Origin of the sequence: Clostridioides sp. ES-S-0190-01 (genome assembly GCF_020658275.1) — a bacterium.
GTDB lineage: Bacteria > Bacillota > Clostridia > Peptostreptococcales > Peptostreptococcaceae > Clostridioides.
Map to the genome: position 1 here is coordinate 66,879 of NZ_JACVWA010000054.1, position 24,030 is coordinate 90,908.

At 26.6% G+C, this 24,030-nt stretch carries 24 protein-coding genes; 17 read left to right on the plus strand and 7 right to left on the minus strand.

From position 1 onward, the window contains the following. The first annotated feature begins 8 nt into the window (after nucleotides 1–8). The 3 genes from IC214_RS20600 (at nucleotide 9) to IC214_RS20610 (ending at nucleotide 6,658) form a co-directional block, all read left to right on the plus strand. A complete protein-coding gene (locus IC214_RS20600) occupies nucleotides 9–2,660 on the plus strand; it encodes a hypothetical protein (RefSeq protein ID WP_227824961.1) in 2,652 nt (883 codons plus the stop codon). A gap of 115 nt (nucleotides 2,661–2,775) precedes the next feature. After that, on the plus strand, nucleotides 2,776–5,976 hold the full coding sequence (locus IC214_RS20605; RefSeq protein WP_227824960.1) for a peptidoglycan DD-metalloendopeptidase family protein: 3,201 nt from the start codon (nucleotides 2,776–2,778) through the stop codon (nucleotides 5,974–5,976). Between the two features lie 232 nt (nucleotides 5,977–6,208). Then, nucleotides 6,209–6,658 (plus strand): hypothetical protein, encoded by a 450-nt coding sequence (locus IC214_RS20610; protein WP_227824959.1) that lies wholly within the window; start codon nucleotides 6,209–6,211, stop codon nucleotides 6,656–6,658. Between the two features lie 75 nt (nucleotides 6,659–6,733). Here IC214_RS20610 and IC214_RS20615 read toward each other — a convergent pair whose 3' ends face one another. Further along, the gene (locus IC214_RS20615; RefSeq protein WP_227824958.1) at nucleotides 6,734–7,609 is read right to left on the minus strand and encodes a hypothetical protein; all 876 of its coding nucleotides are present in this window, start codon (nucleotides 7,607–7,609) and stop codon (nucleotides 6,734–6,736) included. A 236-nt stretch (nucleotides 7,610–7,845) separates the two neighbouring features. On the opposite strand from IC214_RS20615, the gene IC214_RS20620 reads away from it, so the two are divergent. After that, complete coding sequence (locus IC214_RS20620) at nucleotides 7,846–8,694, plus strand: class I SAM-dependent DNA methyltransferase (RefSeq protein ID WP_227824957.1); 849 nt, start codon at nucleotides 7,846–7,848, stop codon at nucleotides 8,692–8,694. Here IC214_RS20620 and IC214_RS20625 read toward each other — a convergent pair whose 3' ends face one another. Then, nucleotides 8,695–10,533 (minus strand): ATP-binding protein, encoded by a 1,839-nt coding sequence (locus IC214_RS20625; protein WP_227824956.1) that lies wholly within the window; start codon nucleotides 10,531–10,533, stop codon nucleotides 8,695–8,697. It abuts the gene before it with no gap. Nucleotides 10,534–10,540: 7 nt separating this feature from the next. Further along, the gene (locus IC214_RS20630) at nucleotides 10,541–11,209 is read right to left on the minus strand and encodes a chromosome partitioning protein ParA (RefSeq protein ID WP_227824955.1); all 669 of its coding nucleotides are present in this window, start codon (nucleotides 11,207–11,209) and stop codon (nucleotides 10,541–10,543) included. 248 nt (nucleotides 11,210–11,457) lie between these two features. Between IC214_RS20630 and IC214_RS20635 the strand changes: the two genes are divergently transcribed. The 3 genes from IC214_RS20635 to IC214_RS20645 all read left to right on the plus strand — a co-directional run bounded on the left by IC214_RS20635 (nucleotide 11,458) and on the right by IC214_RS20645 (nucleotide 14,137). Next, nucleotides 11,458–12,417 (plus strand): phosphohydrolase, encoded by a 960-nt coding sequence (locus tag IC214_RS20635; RefSeq protein ID WP_227824954.1) that lies wholly within the window; start codon nucleotides 11,458–11,460, stop codon nucleotides 12,415–12,417. Between the two features lie 57 nt (nucleotides 12,418–12,474). Continuing rightward, entirely contained in the window at nucleotides 12,475–13,506 is a 1,032-nt protein-coding gene (locus IC214_RS20640) for a hypothetical protein (protein WP_227824953.1), read from the plus strand. Nucleotides 13,507–13,801: 295 nt separating this feature from the next. After that, complete coding sequence (locus IC214_RS20645; protein WP_227824952.1) at nucleotides 13,802–14,137, plus strand: hypothetical protein; 336 nt, start codon at nucleotides 13,802–13,804, stop codon at nucleotides 14,135–14,137. Between the two features lie 37 nt (nucleotides 14,138–14,174). Here IC214_RS20645 and IC214_RS20650 read toward each other — a convergent pair whose 3' ends face one another. The 4 genes from IC214_RS20650 to IC214_RS20665 form a co-directional block, all read right to left on the minus strand. After that, the gene (locus IC214_RS20650; protein WP_227845574.1) at nucleotides 14,175–14,393 is read right to left on the minus strand and encodes a hypothetical protein; all 219 of its coding nucleotides are present in this window, start codon (nucleotides 14,391–14,393) and stop codon (nucleotides 14,175–14,177) included. A 72-nt stretch (nucleotides 14,394–14,465) separates the two neighbouring features. Beyond that, nucleotides 14,466–14,717 (minus strand): hypothetical protein, encoded by a 252-nt coding sequence (locus tag IC214_RS20655; RefSeq protein WP_227824951.1) that lies wholly within the window; start codon nucleotides 14,715–14,717, stop codon nucleotides 14,466–14,468. 238 nt (nucleotides 14,718–14,955) lie between these two features. Beyond that, nucleotides 14,956–15,543 carry a hypothetical protein gene (locus IC214_RS20660; RefSeq protein WP_227824950.1) on the minus strand — a complete coding sequence of 196 codons (588 nt, stop codon included), beginning with the start codon at nucleotides 15,541–15,543 and terminating at the stop codon, nucleotides 14,956–14,958. A gap of 199 nt (nucleotides 15,544–15,742) precedes the next feature. Further along, on the minus strand, nucleotides 15,743–16,270 hold the full coding sequence (locus IC214_RS20665) for a hypothetical protein (protein WP_227824949.1): 528 nt from the start codon (nucleotides 16,268–16,270) through the stop codon (nucleotides 15,743–15,745). A 385-nt stretch (nucleotides 16,271–16,655) separates the two neighbouring features. On the opposite strand from IC214_RS20665, the gene IC214_RS20670 reads away from it, so the two are divergent. The 10 genes from IC214_RS20670 to IC214_RS20715 all read left to right on the plus strand — a co-directional run bounded on the left by IC214_RS20670 (nucleotide 16,656) and on the right by IC214_RS20715 (nucleotide 23,953). Then, nucleotides 16,656–17,666, plus strand: coding sequence for a DUF4116 domain-containing protein (locus IC214_RS20670; RefSeq protein ID WP_227824948.1), 1,011 nt, complete (start codon nucleotides 16,656–16,658; stop codon nucleotides 17,664–17,666). Between the two features lie 98 nt (nucleotides 17,667–17,764). Further along, nucleotides 17,765–18,736: a DUF4116 domain-containing protein gene (locus IC214_RS20675; RefSeq protein ID WP_227824947.1), complete on the plus strand. Its 972-nt coding sequence runs from the start codon at nucleotides 17,765–17,767 to the stop codon at nucleotides 18,734–18,736. Between the two features lie 66 nt (nucleotides 18,737–18,802). Next, nucleotides 18,803–19,207 carry a hypothetical protein gene (locus IC214_RS20680; RefSeq protein WP_227824946.1) on the plus strand — a complete coding sequence of 135 codons (405 nt, stop codon included), beginning with the start codon at nucleotides 18,803–18,805 and terminating at the stop codon, nucleotides 19,205–19,207. A 49-nt stretch (nucleotides 19,208–19,256) separates the two neighbouring features. Continuing rightward, on the plus strand, nucleotides 19,257–19,889 hold the full coding sequence (locus IC214_RS20685) for a DUF4116 domain-containing protein (RefSeq protein WP_227824945.1): 633 nt from the start codon (nucleotides 19,257–19,259) through the stop codon (nucleotides 19,887–19,889). A 36-nt stretch (nucleotides 19,890–19,925) separates the two neighbouring features. Beyond that, on the plus strand, nucleotides 19,926–20,066 hold the full coding sequence (locus IC214_RS20690; RefSeq protein WP_227824944.1) for a hypothetical protein: 141 nt from the start codon (nucleotides 19,926–19,928) through the stop codon (nucleotides 20,064–20,066). A gap of 92 nt (nucleotides 20,067–20,158) precedes the next feature. Beyond that, the gene (locus IC214_RS20695; RefSeq protein WP_227824943.1) at nucleotides 20,159–20,326 is read left to right on the plus strand and encodes a hypothetical protein; all 168 of its coding nucleotides are present in this window, start codon (nucleotides 20,159–20,161) and stop codon (nucleotides 20,324–20,326) included. 262 nt (nucleotides 20,327–20,588) lie between these two features. Beyond that, the gene (locus IC214_RS20700; protein WP_227824942.1) at nucleotides 20,589–21,698 is read left to right on the plus strand and encodes a DUF4116 domain-containing protein; all 1,110 of its coding nucleotides are present in this window, start codon (nucleotides 20,589–20,591) and stop codon (nucleotides 21,696–21,698) included. 22 nt (nucleotides 21,699–21,720) lie between these two features. After that, a complete protein-coding gene (locus tag IC214_RS20705; RefSeq protein ID WP_227824941.1) occupies nucleotides 21,721–21,900 on the plus strand; it encodes a hypothetical protein in 180 nt (59 codons plus the stop codon). A gap of 119 nt (nucleotides 21,901–22,019) precedes the next feature. Continuing rightward, on the plus strand, nucleotides 22,020–23,231 hold the full coding sequence (locus tag IC214_RS20710; RefSeq protein WP_227824940.1) for a DUF4116 domain-containing protein: 1,212 nt from the start codon (nucleotides 22,020–22,022) through the stop codon (nucleotides 23,229–23,231). A gap of 176 nt (nucleotides 23,232–23,407) precedes the next feature. Then, nucleotides 23,408–23,953 carry a DUF4116 domain-containing protein gene (locus IC214_RS20715; RefSeq protein WP_227824939.1) on the plus strand — a complete coding sequence of 182 codons (546 nt, stop codon included), beginning with the start codon at nucleotides 23,408–23,410 and terminating at the stop codon, nucleotides 23,951–23,953. Nucleotides 23,954–24,030: the final 77 nt, after the last annotated feature.

Here is a 24,030-nt window from a genome sequence, read left to right on the forward strand (position 1 = left end):
AGATTGAAATGATAAAGAGAAAATTAAGAAAGTTTTTAGCTCTTGGATTATTAGGGATACTTACTTCTTCTACTTTAATTGGGGCAAATAATATAGATTCATATGCTCATAATACATATTTTATTTCAGTAACATTAGATGAGAGTTCTTATAATTATGTACCCAATGTAATTTTTGAACAAAATTCTTGGTCTGCCAATAAACATGCAGAAGCAGATTTAGGAAATTTTACAACAGTTTCTGAGCAATCAGACTCAGATATAAAATCAAAAAATCTTAAAGTGCCAATACTGAAATATGAAGGCATTAAAGATGAACAGGTAAAAGAAAACTATGATAGTGCAATGAAGGTAAAAGAGAATGATGAAGGAACAAAGGAAGATGACGCAACAAGAGGAAGTGGAGATGGAAGCAAATCATTAATTTTTACGTTCCCTGCACTACATGGGAAAGGACTTTTAGTTGATTCTGTAAATGCAAATGCAGAAGATGAAAAAAGAGCTGATTTAGTCGCAGATGTCTTAATTGGAGGTTTAAATAATGCTTTAAACTTTTGTTTAAGTTCTACAGAAGGGAATTTTACTATAGAGCAAATTAAGGCTTTTTCTGCTGACTTAGCAAATAAAGCTGTAAATAAATCAGGAAGTGTTTCTTTAGGGGAAGCTTCTTTTACAATATCTTCCGCATCAGATAAAGATCTTAAGAAGCTAATGGATGGGACTACAATAAAAGATTATATAAAAATAACTTCAAATAATAATGGAAGTATTATTGTACCAATGCAAATTTTTAAAGGGTATGTATCATCTGGGAGTAGAGAGCCTGAAAGAAGATTAAATAGTGATTATTATAAGCAATTAAAAGAAGGCGGAGATGTTAAATATTTAAATTGGAAACATGTAGTTCTTCAAGGAAATTATAATGCAGATGTTAAAAAGATTACATTTTCAAATGAAAATGAAATTTCTAAGCCAAATCAATTAACAATTATGGTTGGAGATTTCTTAAATGGAATGTTAAGTGGATTAAGAAGATTATTAGGATTATATGCTATGGAAGATTTAATGTTAAATACAGGGGTAAGAGATAACAATTATTATTATGGTATTATGCCAAATGCATGGATGAGTTCAGCAACTTTATTAAATATAGTATGCCAGATCATTGCTTGGAACTTAATAGGGTTTTCTATAGTAAGAATGCTTTTAAAAAGACAATTAGCTACAATCAACATAAGTGAAAAATTATCTCTTATGGAAGGTTTTAAAAACCTAATAATTACAGCCTTTTTATTATGTACATTCACTTTAATATTTCAAGGTTTCTTAAAAATAAACTATGAACTGGTAGATATGTTTGGGAAAAGTAGTAGCTTCTCCAGTTATATAGGAACAGCTCATACTATGAATAGTGGTTTAATAGCAACGATATTAATAAATATAGCTTTCTTTGTAATAAATATATATTTTAACTTTTTTTATGTTTTAAGAGCTGTTACAATTGCTCTACTTTATGCAGTAGCACCTCTTTGCATATTTAGTTTAAGTTTAGGTGGAAAATATGTACAAATATTTAGCAATTTTATGAAAGAATTAGTTTCACAAATATTTATCCAAACTTTCCATGCTATTTTAGTAGCATTTTTTACAAGTGTAAGTTCAACTCAAAAAATGAAAACTTTTGAATTGTTTGTTGTGTTTTGTTCCTTTATTCCTTTAACAAATTTTTTAAGGTCAAATATACTTGGTCTTCCATCAGGAATTACTGATCAGGCTGAAAGAATCTCTGGGATGGGAAGAGCTATTGTAGGTGGTGCAGTAGCTGGCGTAGTAGGAGAATCTGTTGGAGGTAAAGGTAAAACAGGAGGAGGAGTCGTTGACAATGAAATGATAGGAATGGGAATAAATAGTAGACCATCTTCTTTTTCATCTGCACTTAAAGATAAATATATTAATGGAAGCTCTTCTTATAATGGAATAGATAATAAAGATTTATTGAGTGGAATAGAAGATTCTAATAAATCAAATTACGCAACTCAAATTTATGGTGAGAAAAGTTCTTTTGATAAGGCAGTTGGTACAGCTAAGACAGTTGGAAATGTAGGTAAATCTGTTGGAAAGGCACTTGGATCAGCTGGAATGTCTATGGGATATGGTGCAATAGGTGATCATAGAGGAATGGAGAGGATGGGTTCTGGTGTAGCCAGTGCCACATCATCAATAAGAAATTCATTAGCGGGCAATAATCCAGATTTAAGTGGATTTGGGATTTCATCAATGTATGATAATGGAGAAAGTAATACAGCAGTTTATGACGCTCAAGTTGGTGAAAATGGAGTTAGATTTAATAATAGCTCCATTGATGATAGTACATATGGAAGAAATTTAAATGAAATGTATAATGTGTTTAATTCTAATGGAGAGTATTCAGATGATAAAGAGAAAGGATACTTAAGAGATAGTGCTAAACAGTATTACCAATCACAAGGTATTATAGGGGTTGGAACTGTATCAGGTGATAATGGAGAGAAACAAATGGCTGTTAATTTTGATAAAAGTATGGTAAGTAAGAATAGGAACTTCTCTTTGCGAGATATAGGAGAAATTAAACCATATGAACCAATGGCTAAGTCTACTAATTTAAAGAAAGATATAAAATAATATAAAAGAAATAGGACTGTTCTATCATTTTAGATTAGAACAGTCCTATTTCTTTTATATTTATGGAGATGAAAATCTATATTAAAATGTTCAGATTTTAATATGGAGGGATTTAATGAATAATGACGAGAGAAATCCTCAAGAAGAAGAGCAACAACTTAATAGAGAAATCTTAAATTCAATTAATAGAAAAAGAAAAAAAAGTTTTATGAAAAAAATACATAATGTAGGCAAAAAAATAAGTAAATTAGTATCAAACTTATTTTTGACTTTTTTTAAAACAATAATTTTACCTATTCTACCTTTGTTAATTGGATTTATCATAATAATTTTTCTTGTTTTCTTTTCTTGGGACTTAATTTTTAACAGTAGAGGTAAAACTATGGATTATCAAGAAGAGGATGTCACGCAATATAATCAAGTTGCCTTGGATGATAAAGGGGATATAACTTCTACAGATTTTAGTACAGGTAATAAAATAGTTCAGGCATTTTATACATTCTTTGCAGAAAAGTCTATTTGGGTGGTAGTAAAAGAGGATGGAATAAATGAACCTGTACAATTTAATTCAGAAGAATATGTAAAAAAATATGGTGAAAATGGGATGAGAGATAAGTATCAAAGAGAAAAGAAATTTTATTTAAATCCTAATGCTCTATGGTCCTTGGATGAATTTTTAAATAAAAATCAATTTAGGTTCCCTGAACAATTTGTCCAACCAGTCCAACATGATAAGGATACTTTAGAGTTAAAACAATTAACAGATAAAAATAGGAAGCTTACAGCCAAATCTAAAGAATATGATTTAAATACAAAAAAACCGAAAGCTAATGGTAAAAAAACTGAAGGTGTTTGGGATTATGGGTTTGGTTCAATTTTAAATTATAAAAAATTTAAGGAAGAATCAAAGAAAGAAGGTCTTTTCTCTGAAATAGAGATTTGGGATATAGAAAATGAGACAAAAGTAAAAGTTCCAATAGATGAAGCTGAAGATATGGTTAAAAGTGATAGATATACATCTTTTAATAGCTCTTACAAAAACAAACTATATTCTAAAAAAATGCCCGAGAGAGATGAAACAGTTTATATGATAGATCAGGTTACAAGCCCTCTTGGATTAATAAAAAATAATATAGTACAGGAATGGGTTGACACTAATGAGACTTTTACAGCATCTGAGTCTTTTACAAAAACAGTAACAGTTGGAGGGAAACCTAAAAAAATAGAATTTAATGCATATGTAACAGGTAATATACAAAAGTTTGAAGCAAGATATGAAGGTGAGCCTGATGCTTCTCAACTTGTAGGAGGGCAGTATTTTGAAGATTACATAGGTAACTATACAACATATGTTCCGAAAGAAGTTTTAACTTCTTTTAATTTTAAGGACAGAACAGGGAAAACAGATAAGGAACTATTAAAATTACTTGATAGAGGAGCCTTTGGAGAAGGTTCAGCAGAAGGAGGAACATCTTCTGGAACAGTTGACTTAGGAAGTTTTAAATTAGGTTCTGGAGCTTCTTCAGATAATTATAAAAAAGCAATGCAGTACTATGACATCTTTAAAAAGTATGGAGAAATGTATGGAGTAGACCCAAAACTATTAATAGCTATAGCATGTCAAGAATCGGGAGGTAGCCATGAATCTTATTTAGGTGCTTCAAGGTGTGCCAGTGCAGGATGTGGTATTATGCAGATAGAGCAACCAGGGAAGACTATAACTAAATCTACAGCATTTAACCATAATACAGGGCAGATGGAGACGATGTCTATAAATATGGGTACTGTAACAAGTATAGATGGAAATATAAAAGCTGGAGCTATGCTCCAAGCAGAACGTATGAAAGCTCAGAACTATAATATAATTTTAGCTTTGCAGACTTATAACTATGGTACAGGTGTAGCTAATATTATGATAAAAACATATGCTCAAGCAACAGGAAAAACTCCTGAAGAGGTAAGGAATAATCCAACTGATTTAGGATGGCTGGCATACAGAGCTGACATAAGTGATAATCCAGGTAAGTACATAAATGGTTGGAGTCATAGTAGGTATGGAGATAAGCAATATGTAGAACATGTTTTAAGGTACTATGTTGCTGATGGAGACAGTGGGATATGGGTAAAAAAAGAAGATGGTTCTACTGTGACAATTTCTCCAGATGGTAAGTTTGAAATTGGTTCTGGAAGTGGTGGAAGTTCTGGTGGTTCAGCAAGTTCAAAAGATGGATGGCTAAAAGGCATTTGGGAAAAATTGAAGGAAGGCTGGAATAAGTTATTCCCAGAATTTGAAAAACCTCTAAGTGAAAGACGACTTGAATTTTCTAATAAATATCCAGAGAATCAAATACAAAATGTGATAAAAATGATGTTTGTAATGGAGGAAAGAAAATATATCACAGAATATGAAGATTTTACAGATGAACAATGGAAGAAAAAATATATATTATTATTTACTAATCCATTAGGAGATTCTTGGGGTAGTGGAAATGGATCAAACCAAAACATAGATGTAGCATCCATATTCCCAAAAGGTTTCGAGGCTCCAATAGATGTATCTCCAGTCACTATAGGTAAACCATTTGATCAAGTTCATCAAGGAATTGATTTGGTAGCTATAAAAGGAACAGAAGTAAAAGCCATTTCAGATGGGAAAATAATAGAAGTAAGTAGTAACTCAATAAAAATACAACATGATGGAACCACTCAGACTTATTATTCTAATCTACAAGAAGTATTAGTTAAACAGGGAGATTCGGTTTCTAAAGGTCAGGTAATAGGTAAAACAGGAGGAGGTAAAGAAGGAAATGTTCTACACTTAGAATTAAGTATAAATGGAGCTAAACAAGACCCATCTTGGATTGTAACTGGAGATTTTATTGCAGGAGACTATAATATTAATGCATCAGATGCAGAGATAATTAAAAAGGTAATAGATCTTGGAAGAACCAAAATTGGTTGTCCTTATGTTTGGGGAGCTAAAGGTCCTAATTCATTTGACTGTTCTGGGTATACAAAATGGCTTTATAAACAAGTAACTGGAGTTAGTATAGGGGATGGAACTACTGGCCAAGTTAGTACTATGAGGAATTTTAAAGTAGATATAAATAATATCCAACCAGGAGATCTACTTTATAGAATAGGTGGCTCAGGTAACCATGTTGTTATGTATGTAGGTAATGGTAAATGTATGGAGGCTATGGGGACTAAATGGGGAGTTGTATATAGCGATTTTTCTAAATGCAAATCAAGAGGTCTAAATAAGGTGTATAGACCTATAGCTTATATAAATTCTAAAAAAGGCATAAAAAATTAAAAATAAATAAATATATTAAAATTTAATAAAATAATGTTAAAATATTAAAAATAAATATAAATATATAATTTAAACAAAATAAAATATTATTTTTAATATTTAAGATTAAAATAAAAAAATATATTATACTATTTAATAATAAAATAAATAAAGTTATTATTTTTATTGCGATTGTCTATAATAAAAAGGTTTTATAATAAAATCAAAATCATAAATGAGTTGGGGTGATTAAGTGTACATAGCCTTAGAAAAAAAGATGTTTATCTCTTTAGTTATTATAGTTATGTTACTTTCTGTTTTTTCTGTTCAGTCATATGCTATAAATGAACAAAAAGTAGAACCTATAAAAAATGAAGACATATATAATAATACAAAAGGGAATAAAAATGGTGGCTATATGACTGGTGATGATGTAATGGAAAAAGTAACGATGGATGAATTCTCCGATAGAATTGAAAAAAAGGGATTTGAAATAATAAAGTTTATGAAAGTATTCGCTAATCCATTCTTTACAATTTGTTTTATAGTAGCTCTTATATTTACAGCTATTGGAGCATTTTGTAAAAGAGGAGGTCTTTTATGGGTTGGTATTAGTGCTATGATAATAGTAGCATTTTCATACACTGCTGTCATATATTCTTCTGATATCCTCAGATGGGTTCAAACTTGGATAGTTAGTTAAAGAGTTTAATTTATAATAAATAAAAGACAGTATCTTTACATGTAAAGATACTGTCTTTTTATCTTAAAAAACACATTAGTTTTGTTTAAATACTTTTATTTCTTTATTCAGATATTTGACTATTTTATAATAAAAACCATTGTCTGAAAGATAAATGTATTCTTCTTCTGTAGGTGTTAGATTATAAGAAATTACCTGTTTTATATTCCCTATTTTTTTACTATTTCTTTTTATAGCTTTATTTATATCATTAGGAATTTTAATTTGGGGTGATTCACTATATATTTTAGTATATATATTATTTTTAGTTAATTTAAAAACATTTATCACATTATCAAATTTAACTTCAAAGTTAAAAGTACCTTTATCAGTATTAATTATTTGACCATTTTTATAAGTTTTAGAAATAGATTTTATCTTCCCATATATATTTTTATTATCCTCAGATATATGTCTTATTATCTCTGCATATACTCCATTTAAATTGTCTTCAATTCCATTTTTATAAACCATTTTTCTATTTGGAAGAGTTTGGTTTATCCCAACAATTTTTAATGCGTTATTATTATTAGATAAATAAACATCATACTCCCCTTTTGTTGTAATTGTGTTATAAATAAAAAACTTTTTATATAAAATTCCTTCTTTATTAACTCTTCTTACTGTTCCAATATCTTTAAAATTATTTATAGATTGAGTAACCTTAGAATCTAAGACTCTATTAGGATATATAATAGTATCCACACTTAGTATAAATACAATCATTAAAACAAACGACATGCATAATAGTGTATGTTTGCTAAAGGCTTTACTTTTGTATGCTCTATATAAACCATAAGGAGGCAATAGAATTAAAAACATCCAAATATGATTTTTCTTTCTTATTTCATGCCTGTTATTACTGTCAATTAAAAATTTCTCAAATATATCTTTAATTTTAGATTCTTTCATTTAAACTCCTCTCTTTTTCTTTTATGTAATTATATACCTATTGAAAGATAACTATAATAAAAGTTGTTCCTATATATCACTGCAATTTAAGTATCCATGCTAAGATATTTTAATCACCTATTTTTTAGCTAATTTGAAAATATTATAATATTTTCAAATTATAAAAAAAGAAATCTCCTTATATAATAAAAAAAATGTTTTTGTCTTTAGGCAAATATAAAAAAGGGGAGAGTATTGTGAGAAGAAAAGATTCTAAGAGGATTGAGAATAACCAAAAAGTATATAATTTATTAGAAGAAAGTAGAAAAAGAGTTCTAAATGAGGATGAAATTGAAATAATAAAAAATATGCATACAGGATATGGAGGAATTAGTAATAGTACTCAATTTTTTACTCCAGAAGTAGTAATAAATTATATGTTAGATTCTTTAGAATCTACAGGATTTAAGGGAGGTAAAATCTTGGAGCCTTCTTGTGGAAATGGGAAATTTGTGAATGCTTTAATTTCAAGATTTGAAAATGTAGAAATTACTTCAGTTGAATTAAATAATGAGTTATATTATCTAAATAAAATTTGTTACCCAAATGTAAATGTAATAAATGGAGATTGTTTGGACTATTTAAAAGAATTTGAAGGTGAATTTGATCTTGTCATAGGAAATCCTCCATTTGGCAAGAGTCATAAAAGAGATAGTTTTAAATTTGGGAAATCTTCATTAGAGTCTTATTTCCTTGAATTATCTTTAAGAGCACTTAAAGAAGGAGGTTCTCTTATAATGGTTCTTCCTGATTCAATTTTATCTTCAAATAAATATTTTAATTTAAGAAAATTTGCAATTGATAATTTTAGGCTTGTTCAATCTATATCTTTACCAACAACAACATTTTATTTTTCTGGTACAAGTGTTAAGACTTCTATTTTACATTTCGAAAAAAAAGACTGTAACAATAAAAATTACTCTGTTTTTATGGCAATGGTAGATAAAATTGGATGGGACAGTAAAGGTAATAAAAATGAAAATGTGCTAATTCCTGTTTATAATGAATTTAAAAAGTTTTGTCAAATCGAAAAAGATATATCTTAATTAAGATATATCTTTTTCTTGTAAAAGTTCATATTTAGTTCCAATGCTCGATTTTTCTATTTTAATTTTATTGTGAGATGATAATTCTTCTAATTTAGAAATTATGTCTGCTATAGATAACCTTCCTCCATAAGAGGAAGAAATTTCTTTGATTTTTAAACCTAATTCAAATGAATTTGTAGGCAACATAGATATCAAAATAGAAGCTAATTTGTCATCATCTTTTATTCTTTTTAATTCATCAAATGGGTCAAGAGTATTTGGAGCTTTAGAAAAAGAAGCCCTAAATCTTATAGGGTAAGTTTTATTTAATGTAGCTGAACTTATATATCCATGGCCAGATGGTAAATCTGGAAGTTTTTTTGTTTCATCAACCGTTAAATTACCCTCTGATTGAGCTATCTTCATGTCTTCTTGGTTTGTCAATCTTAGAAAAATCTTGGTATTCAATTGAGATACTAAGGTGCTATCTAAATTATTAGGTTTTTGTGTTGCTAATATTAAATAGATACCAGATTTTCTTGATTCTTGAGCTAACTCAGTAAGTATTTTTTTTACAGGTAAAATTTTTTGACTTTTGTTTGGGGCAAATCCATGAGCCTCGTCTAACATACAAAAAAACGGAGGAAAGAAATCTTCACTATTGTTAAGATAATTTTTTCTAAAGGAATATAATTTTCTTAATAGATAAGAAGCTATCATTTTTAATCTTTTAATGTCTCCTCTTATAATGGCCCATTTACCATTTAATAAAGTCTGCTTTACTACAGAGATATCTTTTGTAAAGATATTTGTATTTTCCAAAGATACGCATTTCCAAATTAAAGCCTGCAAAGAAGCAACTCCTGAAATTTTATCTTTATATTTATAATAAAGATCTAATTCCTTAGAATTTAAATTATCTTCAGGAGTTTTCTTTTTTGACCACTTGTTTTGTTCAACTTTCTCAAAAGCATTTTTAATTGAACTTATCTTATGTTGGAGATGTTTTAAAGTATCTCCTTTTTGGTATAATACTTCAAGTATATTTTTCTGTGGCTCTGTTAGTTCTCCAACATATTCAAATAATGAAAATAGTTCAAATATGCCAAGTTCCTCAAATTTAATGCCAATATCTTTTCCAATTTCAAGTACGTTGTATTTTTTTTCAAAATTATAATTTAAAGTAGAGCCTAAATTGTCAGAGTGTTTATTAAAATCAAATTCGTTATGGGGGTCAAAAGCTAATCCTGGTATATTTAATCTCATCAACTCTTCAATTAATACTCTAATTGCAGAAGATTTTCCAGAACCAGAAGAACCAAATAAGCCAATATGGGGATTTTCTCTAAATGAATGGTGATTAAGAAAAAGAGGTATACCTTTTTGATTAGATACAGAACCATTTTCCCATAAAGGAGAAACATTTCTAATATTATCAGGTAATTCATTTTGGCTATGTTCAGTTCCTTTTATTATACCAATAGTCATACAATCAGCTTCATTTACATTATTTACGATATATTTGATTTCATCATATGTAGCATGAAACACATCGCTATTTGGGAGAATAGGACAGGGGATTTCTTCTAATAACTTTACTTTTGCAATATATGTTATTTCATTAAGGTTAAATCCTGCATGTTCAGCAACATTAAGTGAGCACCCTTTTGGTAAAAGTTGTTCATCTATAATTGGGATAATTGAAGTCTCAATAACTTCGCAAGGAACATTTCCTTGAACCTTATCTTTTATTATTAAGTATTCATTTTGAATAAATGCTTTGTTTTGATTTACTATATTTAGATATTTAACTCCAGTTGCTCCAAGTACGATCCCTTTTTTTAAGTTGTTTACCATTATAATATTATAATCCTTTCATTTTATTTATAGTTGTTATACTTGTTTCTTTATCTTGAATTAATTTATAATTTGTTTTAGCTATATCAATCAAATTATTATCATGAGTAGATATGATTGTTTGTTTTCCAGTATAGTCTATAAGATTAGATACAAATTCAGCGACTTTTTCAGAAAAGATTCCTTTTGAAACAAATTTAGTTGGCTCGTCAAATACATTGGGAGCAAAATTATTATCAAGAGTTTTACCAATTGCCATTAGTAAAGATAATGCTATTATATCTGTTAAACCACCACTATCTTCTTCTGCTGGATTAATTTCCTTCTCTTTTCCATTAGCTTTTTTTATAATTTTAACCTCTGAAGTAGGGGTTCCATCTTTACTATCTAAGACTAATTTTACTTTGTATCTGTCTCCAAAAATATCTTGGATAGAGCTTGTAGCTAATTGAGAATATAATTCACTTGCGTTTATTCTTGCCTCAGAGCAAGATTCCTCAATTAACATTTTTATAGTAAGATAATCTTGGTATTTTTCAGAGAGAGTAACTAATTCTGACTTCTTGTTAGAAATAGATTCATTTAGAATTTCAATTTTACCCATTTTTAAAGCAATAGAATTCTTAGTTGTACTTATGTACTCTTCTATTCTTTTTAATTTATTACAATCATCCATAAAAACATCTCCTTTTTAGTAAAAAATTAATATGTTTAATCCTATTAAATATCTATATAAATATAGTTAAAACATAAATTAATTACTACAAATTTAAAAATAAAAAAGTATATTTTTATATTGTTTATATAATTATAAAATTTATATTTTTTATAGTCAATAAAATAATAAAAAAAATGATTATAAACTATATTATTATATCTAAAAAAGTTTTAATAATATTAAAAGAGAAAGAGGAGTGAGTTAATTTGAAAATTGAAGAGTTGAAATCTAATAGCGGAGTACAAAAAATATTATGTAATGTGGATGTTGTAGAAAATATGACAAAAAAGAAAGATAAGTATTATTTAAAAATGGATTTTAGTGATTCAACTGGCAAGGTAAGTATTATGATTTGGGATAATGATCCAAATTATGAATACTATAAAGGACTAAATTATGTTTTAGCTGAAGCTTCTTTAGAATTTGTTAAAGTTAATTCTGGAGGATATGAAGAATATGCTCTCCATGATCTTGTTGTTAAGGAAAGACCTTCTATTACAGATTGTGTGGACAAAGAAAGATTAAAAGATGAGTTGAGAGACATAATTAAAGGCATAAAAGATGAATCTTTAAGAAATATTTGTTTTGGGGTTTGTAAAGAAAAAGAAATATTAAATGGATTATTTGAGGCTCCAGGCTCAGAGCAAAGTGCTTATTCTTTTAGTGGAGGAGTTTTAGCACATATAGTTAGGTTATGTAAATTGTCTATAGTAATTGGTAATGTTTTTAATTCTTGGACTTTTAATAAAGAAGGTTTTAATGAAAAAATAAATGTTGATTTATTGATAACAATTTCTATTTTGCATGATTTAGGTAATATAGAAGCTTTAGAGATAAAAGATGGCATTGTTAAAAAGACAATAAAGGGAAAAATGTTTGAAAACTCTTACTTAACATCTAAAATATTGAACAATATTTTAGATAAGTATGGAAGCAATTTAGAAGAGTCTCATCGATTATTATTAGAACATGCAGTTACGTCATCTAAGGGGAAACAGTCCTATGGAGCAATTAATACTCCAAGAACAAAAGAAGCTAATTTATTCCATAATATAGAAAAGATAGATATATTAATGGGAAATTTTGAATTTATGAACAGATGCTCATTAGATGGTGATTTTGAAAAGTTGTTTGATAAACTTTATTGTTTGTGGGATTTTGAATAAGAAAAGTTTAGAAAATAAATAAAAAGGTCAAAGATTTTAACTAAGGGGGAACTTATTATGATTAAAAGAGAGCGAAATGAAGAGAAAACAAATGAGTTATTACAAGGATTAAAAGATAAAAACGTAACAATAGAAAATATTGATAAATATTTAAATGAACAAGGAGTAAGTGTTGATGTACATGTTGGTAGACATAGAAATAAAGTTAAAATAAATCCTGCTTTATTTGGAGTAGATATAGAACAAAATGAGGAACTAAAATCTTTTTTTACTGATTATATGAAGCCAGGAGCATTATGCTTTATTCCTCAAATCTATGAGAAAAAATTAGCAACAATAGAAAGTTCTTTAAGAACAAAAAAAATGGAAATGGCAATTGGTTATTATGGTAAATACATGCCAATAGAAGTTTATTATGAATATGAAGACTTTGTTGAAATGAAAAAAAAGGAATACTTTAAATTGAGAGATGAGGTTGTTTCTATTTGGAATAATTTAATGAGTTCGTTTGAAGCTAAATTAGATAACTCATTAGAAGCATTATCTGCAATTTCAAAGGAAGAAATAAAAGAAACAATAATGAAAAAAATGCCAACAAAAGATAAATATTATAATAGTTTTTATGTTGAAACGTCTTTAAAGGCTTTCCCTATAATGGAAAATATTGGCTTGTTTGATGAGAAATTAGAAGAAAAGGTTAGAGAAGAAGTTAAAAAAGATAGCATAAATGCTATATATGAGATTATATCTCAAATCATGGGAGAAGCTTTTAGTTGTATTAATAAGGCATACAATTTCTATAATAAAAATGGACACATTACCAATAAGTATCTTATTTCTCTTCAGAAACTAATGCATAAAATGGCATCAAAAAATATATTAAAAAATAAATTGATTGATGACATTATATATACTATAAAAGAGTTAATAAAAGATGAAAAGTTAGAAGATATAGCTGAAGGGTTAGAAGTTGTATTAGCTCAAATATATTCTTTTGCTAAGGATATTGAAATTGAATCTTTATTAGATTTAAGTGATTGTGAATTAGATGAAGAACAACTTCTTTCTTTATATGATTTAGTTAGATAAAATTAAAAATATTTTTTATGTAGAGGATACTTCTTAAATTTTAGCTAAAGTGCTTTATTTTAAAATTATTATTTATAAATATTTTAAATACTCCAATCTCGATATAATTAGAGTGGAGTATTTAAATTTATTTTAAAACAGAAATAGATTAAGATTAGTGGGGATGCGATAGATATTAGATATTATAGATGATTAGCTCAAAAATACTATAAAATAGAAGAATTTTAAAAAGTTTAAAGCCACTTAATTTTATGTTAATATAAAATTATAAAGTATTTGGAAGGAGTGTATAAAAATGGGAGATTTCTTTATTGAGGAATGGTATTTCGTAATTTCACCAGACCAAAAAATAGTAGATTTTGAAGAAACTACTACTTTTATTAATGGCTTACAGGTAAAATTTAAAATAAGTGAAAATTATTGGTACAAAGAAATAGAAATAGAATATATGATATATATTCCATATTCTAATTCAATTTTTACAAAAGAATATATTAAAGAATTTGATGTAAATAATCCTTCTGATAACGATGAATTTTGCGATGAATTAGCTAACCTAAGAGTGGGAATAGAGGATGGTATAGAAAAATACTTAAAAGATAAAAAAAAATTAATAGATGTAGAATATTAAAATCTCTTTGCATATAAAGAAGAAGTCATTTATTAATTTAAATGACTTCTTCTTTATTATTAAATATGTCTTTTTCTATATTTTTAATAAGCAAACAGTAGTTATCTAAATTGTTTAAAGAATCCTTTTCCTTTTTTTCTTTTTCGGATAATTCATTACTGCGTCCATTTATATACATTTTTTTGAAAATAAATAAAAAGGATATTATAGCTTTGTTTTTTGCTCTTATTATATTTTCATCTGTAATTTGATTCAAATTTTTTACATTGTCTTTTAGAGATAAAAATAACTGAATAATTAGGTTGTAATATATATTTGTACAATCTAATTATTCAAAGAAAGAGCAATTGAAAATATTTTGTTTCTCAAGTTGATTAAAAGTATTTTTCTTCAAATTTGATGTGATGAACCCTCCCATATCTAATAAATATATATAATGCTTTGATAATTTTACTTTAAAATCACATGTTAATATTTTAGAATAGAATTTTTTTAGTTCTTTGATTGTACTAAAAAGTCCATAAATTGGGAAAATAAGGTCATCAGAAAGAACACGTTCTTCTCTCAACCATGAATTCATTTTATTAATGTAATCTGCTCTGACTTCAACTTGTTTATAAATGCACTTATAAAATATACATTCATAACATATTTCTCTTATAGTTATAGCTAATATGGTTTGAACAATGCAAATAAAAATGTATAAAATTAAAATTTCGAAAATAAAGATTTTATCTCACTCCTTTTTTATTATATTTATTAAGTTTTTATTAACTAAAAACAACCTTATTATTAGATAAACTTTTTCTAAATGTTTTTTAATGTATACACTCTAACATTTCTTTCCTGTATACATTACTATAAACTATTTTCTTTGCAGTTATATCCATTTCTGATTTAGCTTGTTTTTCTTTATATGAAAATGTGTCAATGTGTTTATTAAGGGCTATTAAACTTTCATTCATGGCATCTAAAGCCTCTTTTAATGTTTTTATTTCAGATACTAAATTTTCTCTATCAGCTTCTAATTTTTCTTTTTCAGATGATGTTTCTTGCATTATGCTAATGTATTCTTTTTCATGTCTATCTAATTTTTTAATTAATTCTCTAATTATTGTCAAATCAATTTCTCTATTGAACCCATATTCTATTTTATATAATGTTATTATTTTCGTATCTCTTAAATCTGTTATTAAGATAATATTGTCTACTAATCTAAAATTCGTTTCAGTGTACCTATCATTAAAACGTCCTGTATAAATTAATTTGCTTTGTTCAAACATCTTAGTTAAATCTTTCTGATGTTGTTCTTTGTTAAAATTAAGATCCTGCTCTATACAATCTTTCTCACATTTTTTTATTCTTTCTACATATCTTCTTAATGCATGGTTAGTCACATTTATCATCCTGTTTTCTCCTAATCTTTGAATTTTTTAATAATATATATACTTAGGTGAGACCCTCTTTTTTATATTTGTTATTACCTTTAAACTTAATATTAGAACCCCTTATCCTTTTAGATGTGTCCAAGTTCTGTTTTTTAACTAAAAAGATAAGAAGGGCAATTAAATTTAGTATATTTTTAATAATTCCTTATAATTTGATTTATTTATGAATAGATATATTTTCCTCTATATTTTTAATAAGTAATTTATACTTATTTAGATTATCTAACATGTATTCTTCTTCTTTAGATAAATTTTTGTTTTTATTCATATATACTTTTTTGTAAAAGTTTAGAAATTCTATAATAGACTCATCTATTTCTTTAACTATTTCAGACCTTCCATTGGCAACATAATTTTTATATGTTTTAATCGTATTTTTTAATTCCAGGAATAATCGAATAATTAAGGTATAGTATACATTGTTATAATCTAATTCCCTAAATATAGAGAGGTCAAATTCATATTTATTAATTAGCTCTTTTTTTGTTTCTTTGCTTAAATTATTTTTTATAAAAGAATCTATCTTTAAGCTTTCTACATAATCCCTTGATAATTCTATTAAAATTTTATCACTTGATAAAATTGAAAATGAATTATGAAACTTTTTTATTATAAGTTGGATTCCATATATAGGTATTAGAAACTCAGCTTCAATATCAAAATATTCGTGTGCAAAAAAATACATTTCTTTTTTATAATTAGGATCTACATTAATTTTCTTATATATATTATTTGTTTTAAAAAAACGTATACTTCTTAAAATTAAATAAAAAATAAGTTGAACAATTATTAATAAAAAAAATGTAATAATTAATAATAAAATAGTCTTTAATAAGATCATTTTCCTGCGTTTTGCTACTTAAAATATGCTCAATTTTTTATGAGTAGCTCTCCTTTCTTTTATTTTAATCAGGTTGAGTTAATAAGTCAGACTTTTGTATAATTCAATATTAGCATCAATTTTTAAAAAGTGCAATATTTTATATAGTCAACAAAAAGTGGAAAAAAGTATACAAATATTATATAATAAAACTATGAATATAAAAAAGAATTAAAAGGTAGGAGATATTATGGGGCAAATATTAGAAATGTTAAAAGAGAATGGTCTTTATTTAGAGAATATAGATAATCAAACAGAAGAAATGTGTCTGATTGCAGTAAGACAGAATGGGTTAGCCTTAAAACATGTAAAAGATCAGACTGAAGAAATATGTTTAGAAGCAGTTATTGAAAATACAAATTCATTATATTATGTAAAAAGACAAACAGAAAAAGTATGTATTGAAGCAGTAAAAAGAAAAGCATGGTCTTTAATATATGTAAAAGATAAAACATATAAATTATGTTTAATGGCTGTAAAGCAAGATGGTTATTCTTTAAAATTTATAAATAAAAAAGAACTTAATCTTTCAGACGAACAAATGAGAGATATTTATATAGAAGCAGTAAGACAATCAGGTTTTTCTTTACAATTTATAGAAGAACAGACAGAAGAGATTTGTCTTGAAGCAGTTAGAAGTAATGGATTGGCACTTGGTTATGTAAAGAATCAGACAGAAGAAGTTTGCCTTGAGGCAGTTAGAAGTAATGGATGGGCCTTACAGGATGTAAGATGGGATGAGCTTAATTTATCTAAAGAAAAAGAAGAGTTAGTTAGTATAGAAGCAGTCAAGCAAACTGGACATGCTTTACAATATGTGAAAGAACAGACAGAAGCTATTTGTTTAGAGGCAATTAATCAAGACGTAAAATCTTTTTTCTATGTAAAAAATCAAACAGAAAAAATATGTATTAATTCCTTAAAACAAACTGGAAGTATATTTAGGTACATAAAGGATGCAAGGAAATACATCAAGAAATTTGATATCAGATTTTTAGTTGAGAGTGGAAAAGTCCGAGGAGTAGTAGCTATGAAAATAGATGGAGTATGGAGATTTACATTAGGTTGCCAAGATAATATTACTAAAGAGACTTTTATATATAAGATATATAATACAAATGGTGGATTTGATCCAGAAGAAGGTGTAAATGTTCATAGAAAATTTTATCTTAAATTTTTAAATCAATTTGTAAATATATAAAATAGGGTTTCTTATAGGAGGCCCTATTTTATATATCGTGAAGAATTTGAATTTATCAAGGATATTAATATTAAAACATTAATTAGGGAGGATATTATATGGGATTAAATAGCGAGTTATATAATAAATATATTTTTAAGCTTAAAGAAAATGGTTATAACTTGAAGGATATAAAATGGGATGAGCTTAATCTATCTAATGAAGAAGCTTATAACTTATATTTAGAAGCTGTCAGCAGTAATGGAGAAGTTTTGAAATTTGTTATTTGGGACAAGTTTAATTTCTCAGAAGAACAAATATATAACTTATACTTAAAAGCAGTAAAAAGAAATAGTAGTGCTTTGGAATATGTATATATTTTTGAAAATTTAACAAAAACTCAAAAAGATAGATTGTTTAAAGAGACTATTACGGAATTTGAGGCAATAAGACATATAAAAAATCCAACAGAAGAATTATGTTTAGAAGCAGTTAAACATAATGGGGCAAATCTACATTTTATAGAAAATCAAACTGAAGACATGTGTATTAAAGCTATCAATCAAGATTGGGAAAATATTATATATGTAAAAAATAAAACTGATAGAATATTATCAGAAGCTATTAAACAAAATGGATATTTGTTAAAAGATATAAAAGAGCAAACCGAAGAAATTTGTTTAATGGCTATAGAACAACAACCTTTAGCACTTCAATATGTAAAGGTTCAAACAAAAAGGATATGTATGGAGGCTATAAAACAAGACAAAGGAGCTTTGAGATATGTAAAAGACAAAACTATGGTAAGTAATAATTTAGATAGCAATATCTCAAAAAAACAAACTTATGAAGACTGTCTTGAATTAGTAAAACAAAATAAACCAAATACAGTTATTCTAATCCAAGAGAAAAAATCCTATGAAAATGATAATTTAATTAAGGAAATAAAGTCACTTATAGAAGAAATTTCAAATGAATTAAAGACAGATGTCTTGTTGATTTTTAAAGAGCTATTAATTGAATTAAAAATGGGTGTAATAGATTTTTCAAGTAATCTAAGAAATTCCTTAAAAGAAGTTATAAAAAAGTAAGTTATATAGTATAACAAACAAAATTACAAAATTGGATTAAAAATTTAATATATTTGGGAGGTTAAGATGATTAAAAATTACTTATGCAAAGATTGTAAAGATAACAATAACGGATGGTGTAAGAAAAGAAAAATGCAAGGCTTAAAGAATATAACAGAATGTACTTTTTTTACAAGACTTCATGATGAAGAAAATTTAAAAGATGATAATATAGAAGGATCTAAATCATATGGGAAAAGAGAGTTATCTTATCTTTTATGTAGAAAAATTATTGAATTAGAAAATAAAGGTAAGGATAATTTGTCAATTGAAGAGCTAAAGAAAATAATGGTTGATATTAATAAGATATTAGATGTTGAAGAAGAAATAAAAGGAATATATATACAATGTCAAATAGATAAGGATATTTTTAATAGTAATAAAAGAATAATTGATAGTTGGATAAATAAAGGAAATTTTGATATGATATAATAAAAATAATAAATAGTCCGAGAAAATAAAAATAGGAGAGGGGTATATTATGAATAAAAGTATAGAAAAATGCAAAGCAAGTTCTATTATATTAGCAGAAAAAGATGGAGTTTCTCTATGTTTTGAACCATTAGAAGAGATTGAAATGGAAGAGGTATTACTGGAAGAGAAGGAGGGGTTTTCTCTTTACCAGAAAGTAGAAAAAAATAGTTTATTAGAAAATAAAAGTTATAATGAATTAAAAAAGTATATTGATTTGCTAAAAGATACAGAAAATCAAACAGAGGAAATGTGCATGGATGCAATTAAGTTTTGCTGGCAAACCCTAATGTATGTAAAAAATCAGACTAAAGAAATGTGTATAGAAGCAATAAAGCAAAACCCTGTAGCTATATTATATGTTAATGAGAAAAGCTTTGACATATGTATGGAAGTATTAAATCAAGATGGTTTATTGCTTAAGTATATAAAACTTGATGAGATTAATTTAACTAAAAAGCAGATTCATGATTTATGTATTATAGCAGTAAGAAATAATGGCTTTGCCTTAAAATACATACAGGAACAGACAACAGAAATATGTTTAGAAGCAGTTAAGAATGTTAAAAAGGCAATTAAATATATTAAATTTGATTCAGTTAATTTAACAGATGAAGAAGTTGAAAATATATGGGCTTTATAAATATATAATTAATTAGGATAAGGGGAGGAAAATAAAATGAAAGAAAATAAAATATACTCTACTACATTAAGTAATCGTAAAAACTACAATTTACCCTTTTACTTTATTAGTGTTGAAGGTATTAACCTTACAGATGAACAAAAGGATATTTTGTATACTGAATTAGTTAAAAAGTGATGCTTAGAAGATGAGGAATTTAAATTTAGTTATTTTTATTAAATAAAAAGTGTTTTACATAAAAAATTAATATAATAAAAGGAGAGAATGTTATGAATTATGAAAGATTATTAAAATGCTTAAAAAAAGCTGGTCTTGAAAAAGGTATTGAAGAGAACCAAACAGAAGTGCTTTGCTGTGAAGGAGTAAAACAAACAGGATGGGCCTTACAAGAAGCAAGAGGGGATGAGTTTCATTTATTTAAAGAAAAAAAGAATTAGTTTGTATAGAAACAGTAAGACAAAGTATACACTGAAGATTGTGGATATAATGGAATTCACAGAGCAAAGAGAGCTATCTAAATTAAAAGATAGCTCTCTTTATTTATTTGGTATTAGATAAGCTAATTATATAACTAACTCAATTAATTATATTTTATATAAACAACAAAATTGATATAATTATTATAAATAAAATCAAAAAATAATATGATAAATATAAAAAAAGTATTATAAAAATAAAATTTAAAAGGGGGAAATATAAATGAAGGAAGTAAGTTTAAATAGGATAAGAAGGAATCCATGGGAATTTGAATATGCACAAACCCAAACTTATGAGATGTGTATAGAAGCAGTAAAGCGAAAAGGGGTGTTGCTTAAAGATGTAAGGTGGGATGAACTTAATCTAAATGATGAGCAAATATATAACTTATGTATTATAGCAATTAAGCAAGATGGCTTTGCTCTTAAATATGTGAAATTAGATGGATTTTTAAAAGAACAGCTTGATGAACTATATCTTGAGGCTGTAAGAAATTATGGATTATCACTTCAATATGTAGAAGAACAAACATATGAAAGGTGCTTAATAGCAGTTAGAAAAAATGGAGATGCACTAAAATATGTAAAGTGGGATAAACTTAATTTAACTAAAGAACAAATATATGAATTATGTAAAGAAGCAGTAAAACAAAGTGGAGAGGCCCTTGGGTATGTAAAGTGGGATAAACTTAATTTAACTAAAGAACAAATATATAGCTTATGTATAGAGGCAGTCAAACAGAATGGATATGCTTTAGAGTTTGTAGAGGAACAGACTGAGGAGTTATGTAAAGAAGCAGTCAAACAAAATGGAGAAGCACTTCAGTATGTAAAAAATCAAACAGAAGAGATTTGTATTATAGCAGTAAGGGAATATGGCACTCTTCTATCATTTGTAAAGGAACAAACCGAAAGAATCTGTATAGAGGCAGTTAGAAATACTGGAAGAGCTTTACCATTTGTAAAAGAACAGACTGATGAAATATGTCTTGAAGCAGTTAAAAAAAATGGATTATCTTTATATTGGGTAAAGAACCAAACAGATAAAATATGCTTAGAAGCGATCAAGCAAAGTAGATTTGCATTAGAATATGTAAGAGATAAAAACTTAAATGAACTTGGTGTTAGAATTTTTAAAGGTAAAGATAAAGTAAGAAGTATAATAGCCATTAAAGAAAATGGAGTATGGTTATTTACTATAGGTTGCCAGAAAAATATTACTAAGGAAAAGTTCATTAATAGAATTTATACAGAAAATGGTGGATTTAACTTAAAGAGAGGTGTTAATGTTCATAGAAAAGCTTATATTGATTTTTTAGATACTATTAACTAAAAATAGAAATGGGGAAAAAATAATGAATGATATATCAATAGATGAAATGTATAGAGATATTGTTAGTAGAGGAAGAAAACTTTCTTTTAATTTCATATTAAAAGAAGAAGACTTATATTTAAAAGATAAAAAACAGATATTGGAAATATGTGAAAGAGAATTAAATCAAAACAATAAAAAACAAAGAAAGCTATTAAAATAGCAACATGTTTTGTTAATATAAATATATAAGAAATAATTATTATGAAAAATAATAAAAAAACTATAATGAATAAATTATAAGGTTATTAAAAAATAAAGATTAAAAAGGGTGGGTGTTGTATGAAAGAGGCAGAAAAAGATATCTATATAGAAATGTTAAAACGAGATTGGTATACATTGGGACAAATAGAAGAACAAACAGATGAAATGTGTTTTATTGCCTTAGAGCAATCGGGAATGGCTCTTGAGTTAATTAAAGATCAGCTTGATGAAATGTGTTTAATCGCAATAAAAAAATGTCCATTTGCACTTGAATTTGCAAAGAAACAGACACTTGAAATGTGTTTGCTTGCTGTTAATCAAAATGGATTAGCTTTAGAATATGTAAAATGGAATGAACTTAATTTACCTATAGAAGATGTAGAAAAACTTTGCATTACTGCAGTTAAACAAAATGGGGAAGCTCTTAAATATTCTAAGGTTCAAACTAAGGAGATATGTCTACTTGCGGTTAAAAGATATGGATTAGCTATTAGAGATATAAAATGGGATGAATTAGATTTCTCTAATGAAGAAATTTATGAAATATATTTAATTGCTGTTAGTAATACTGGATTTGCTTTAGAGTATTTATCTTACAATTTAATGAACTTAACTCAAGTACAAATAGAGAATATATGTATAAAGGCTATTGAATATATTGGATTGGCTTTAAAATATGTACCATGGAGTTTACTTTCATTGTCTGATGAGAAATACAAGTATTTATGTAAAAAGGCATTGGAGAATAGGGGATTTGCTTTAAAATATGTAGAAAATCAAACAGAAGAACTTTGTCTAATTGCAGTAAGAGAAGATCCTGTTGCTCTTGAGTTTGTAAAAAATCAAACAGAAGAAATATGTATTGAAGCAGTTAAAAGAAATGGATATACTCTTAAAGATGTAAATAATCAAACCTATAGAGTGTGCATTGAAGCTGTTAGAAATAATGGTAGGGCTTTAAAATGTATAAAGTGGGATAGTGGTTTTACAGAGGACCAGAAAAAAATAATCCATATTGAAGCAATAAAACAAAATGTTGGAGTTTTAGATATTATAGAAGATAAAGAAAAGTACATGAAACTGATTAACATGAAAATTTTAGAAGATACAGATGAATATATGCAATTAATAGCATTTAGAATAGATGAAAAGTGGCTATTTAATATAGGAAATCAAAAAAATATTACTGAAGAAGAGTTCAAAAAATACTTAGAAGTTCAGTATAGAACAACTGAGAAAATAGCTTATACAAAGTTTTTGGAACAATTAGAAGTTTCAAATTCAAAATAAAGAAAATATTAATAATTATACAATAAAAAAAACCACTTTTTAAAAAGTGGTACAAAAAAGTAAATACTTTATGTAAAAAAAATTAATTTTCTGTACTTTCATTATAATATTTAATTTACAAAATAGTCAATATAAATTAATTTAGAAAAATAAATATATTAAAAAGGAGAAAAAATATGGGGGAAATAATTATTAGTGAGTTAGAAGCGTTAGGAATAGAATCAAAAGAAAGAAGTTTAGAGGTAGTGTCTCATGATGGATTAAATCTTTGTTATGTAGACTGTCAAGATTATGAAATATGTAAAGAAGCAGTTAAGCAAAATGGTAGGGCTTTAAGGTATGTAAAGTGGGACGAATTAAAAGAAGAATTTTCTAATGAACAACTTAATGATCTATATTTAGAGGCCATAAGAGGAAGTGGTAGAGCAATAGCATATATAAGAGAAGAAGACAGAGAAAAATACAAAAATATGTTTAAATATAAAACTTTCTTTGATTACCTTCTTAAGGATGAAGTAGTGGCAATTCAAATAAATGGCGAATGGAGATTTACAGTTAATTCAAAAGATAATATAAATAAAGATGAATTTATAAAATGGATTGATAATGATAGGATTGAACGCATTGAGTTCTCAACATTTGATAGGAATTCATCTCTATTTAAGCAGTTAGAAAATCCAAATAGAGAAAAGTATATGGATTTTTTAAGTGGTATTAATTAAGTTTAAAAAGCTATCTAAGTTAATTAGTTGGTTGATATTTGGATAAATTAAGATATTCTGTACAAAATAGAGATTTT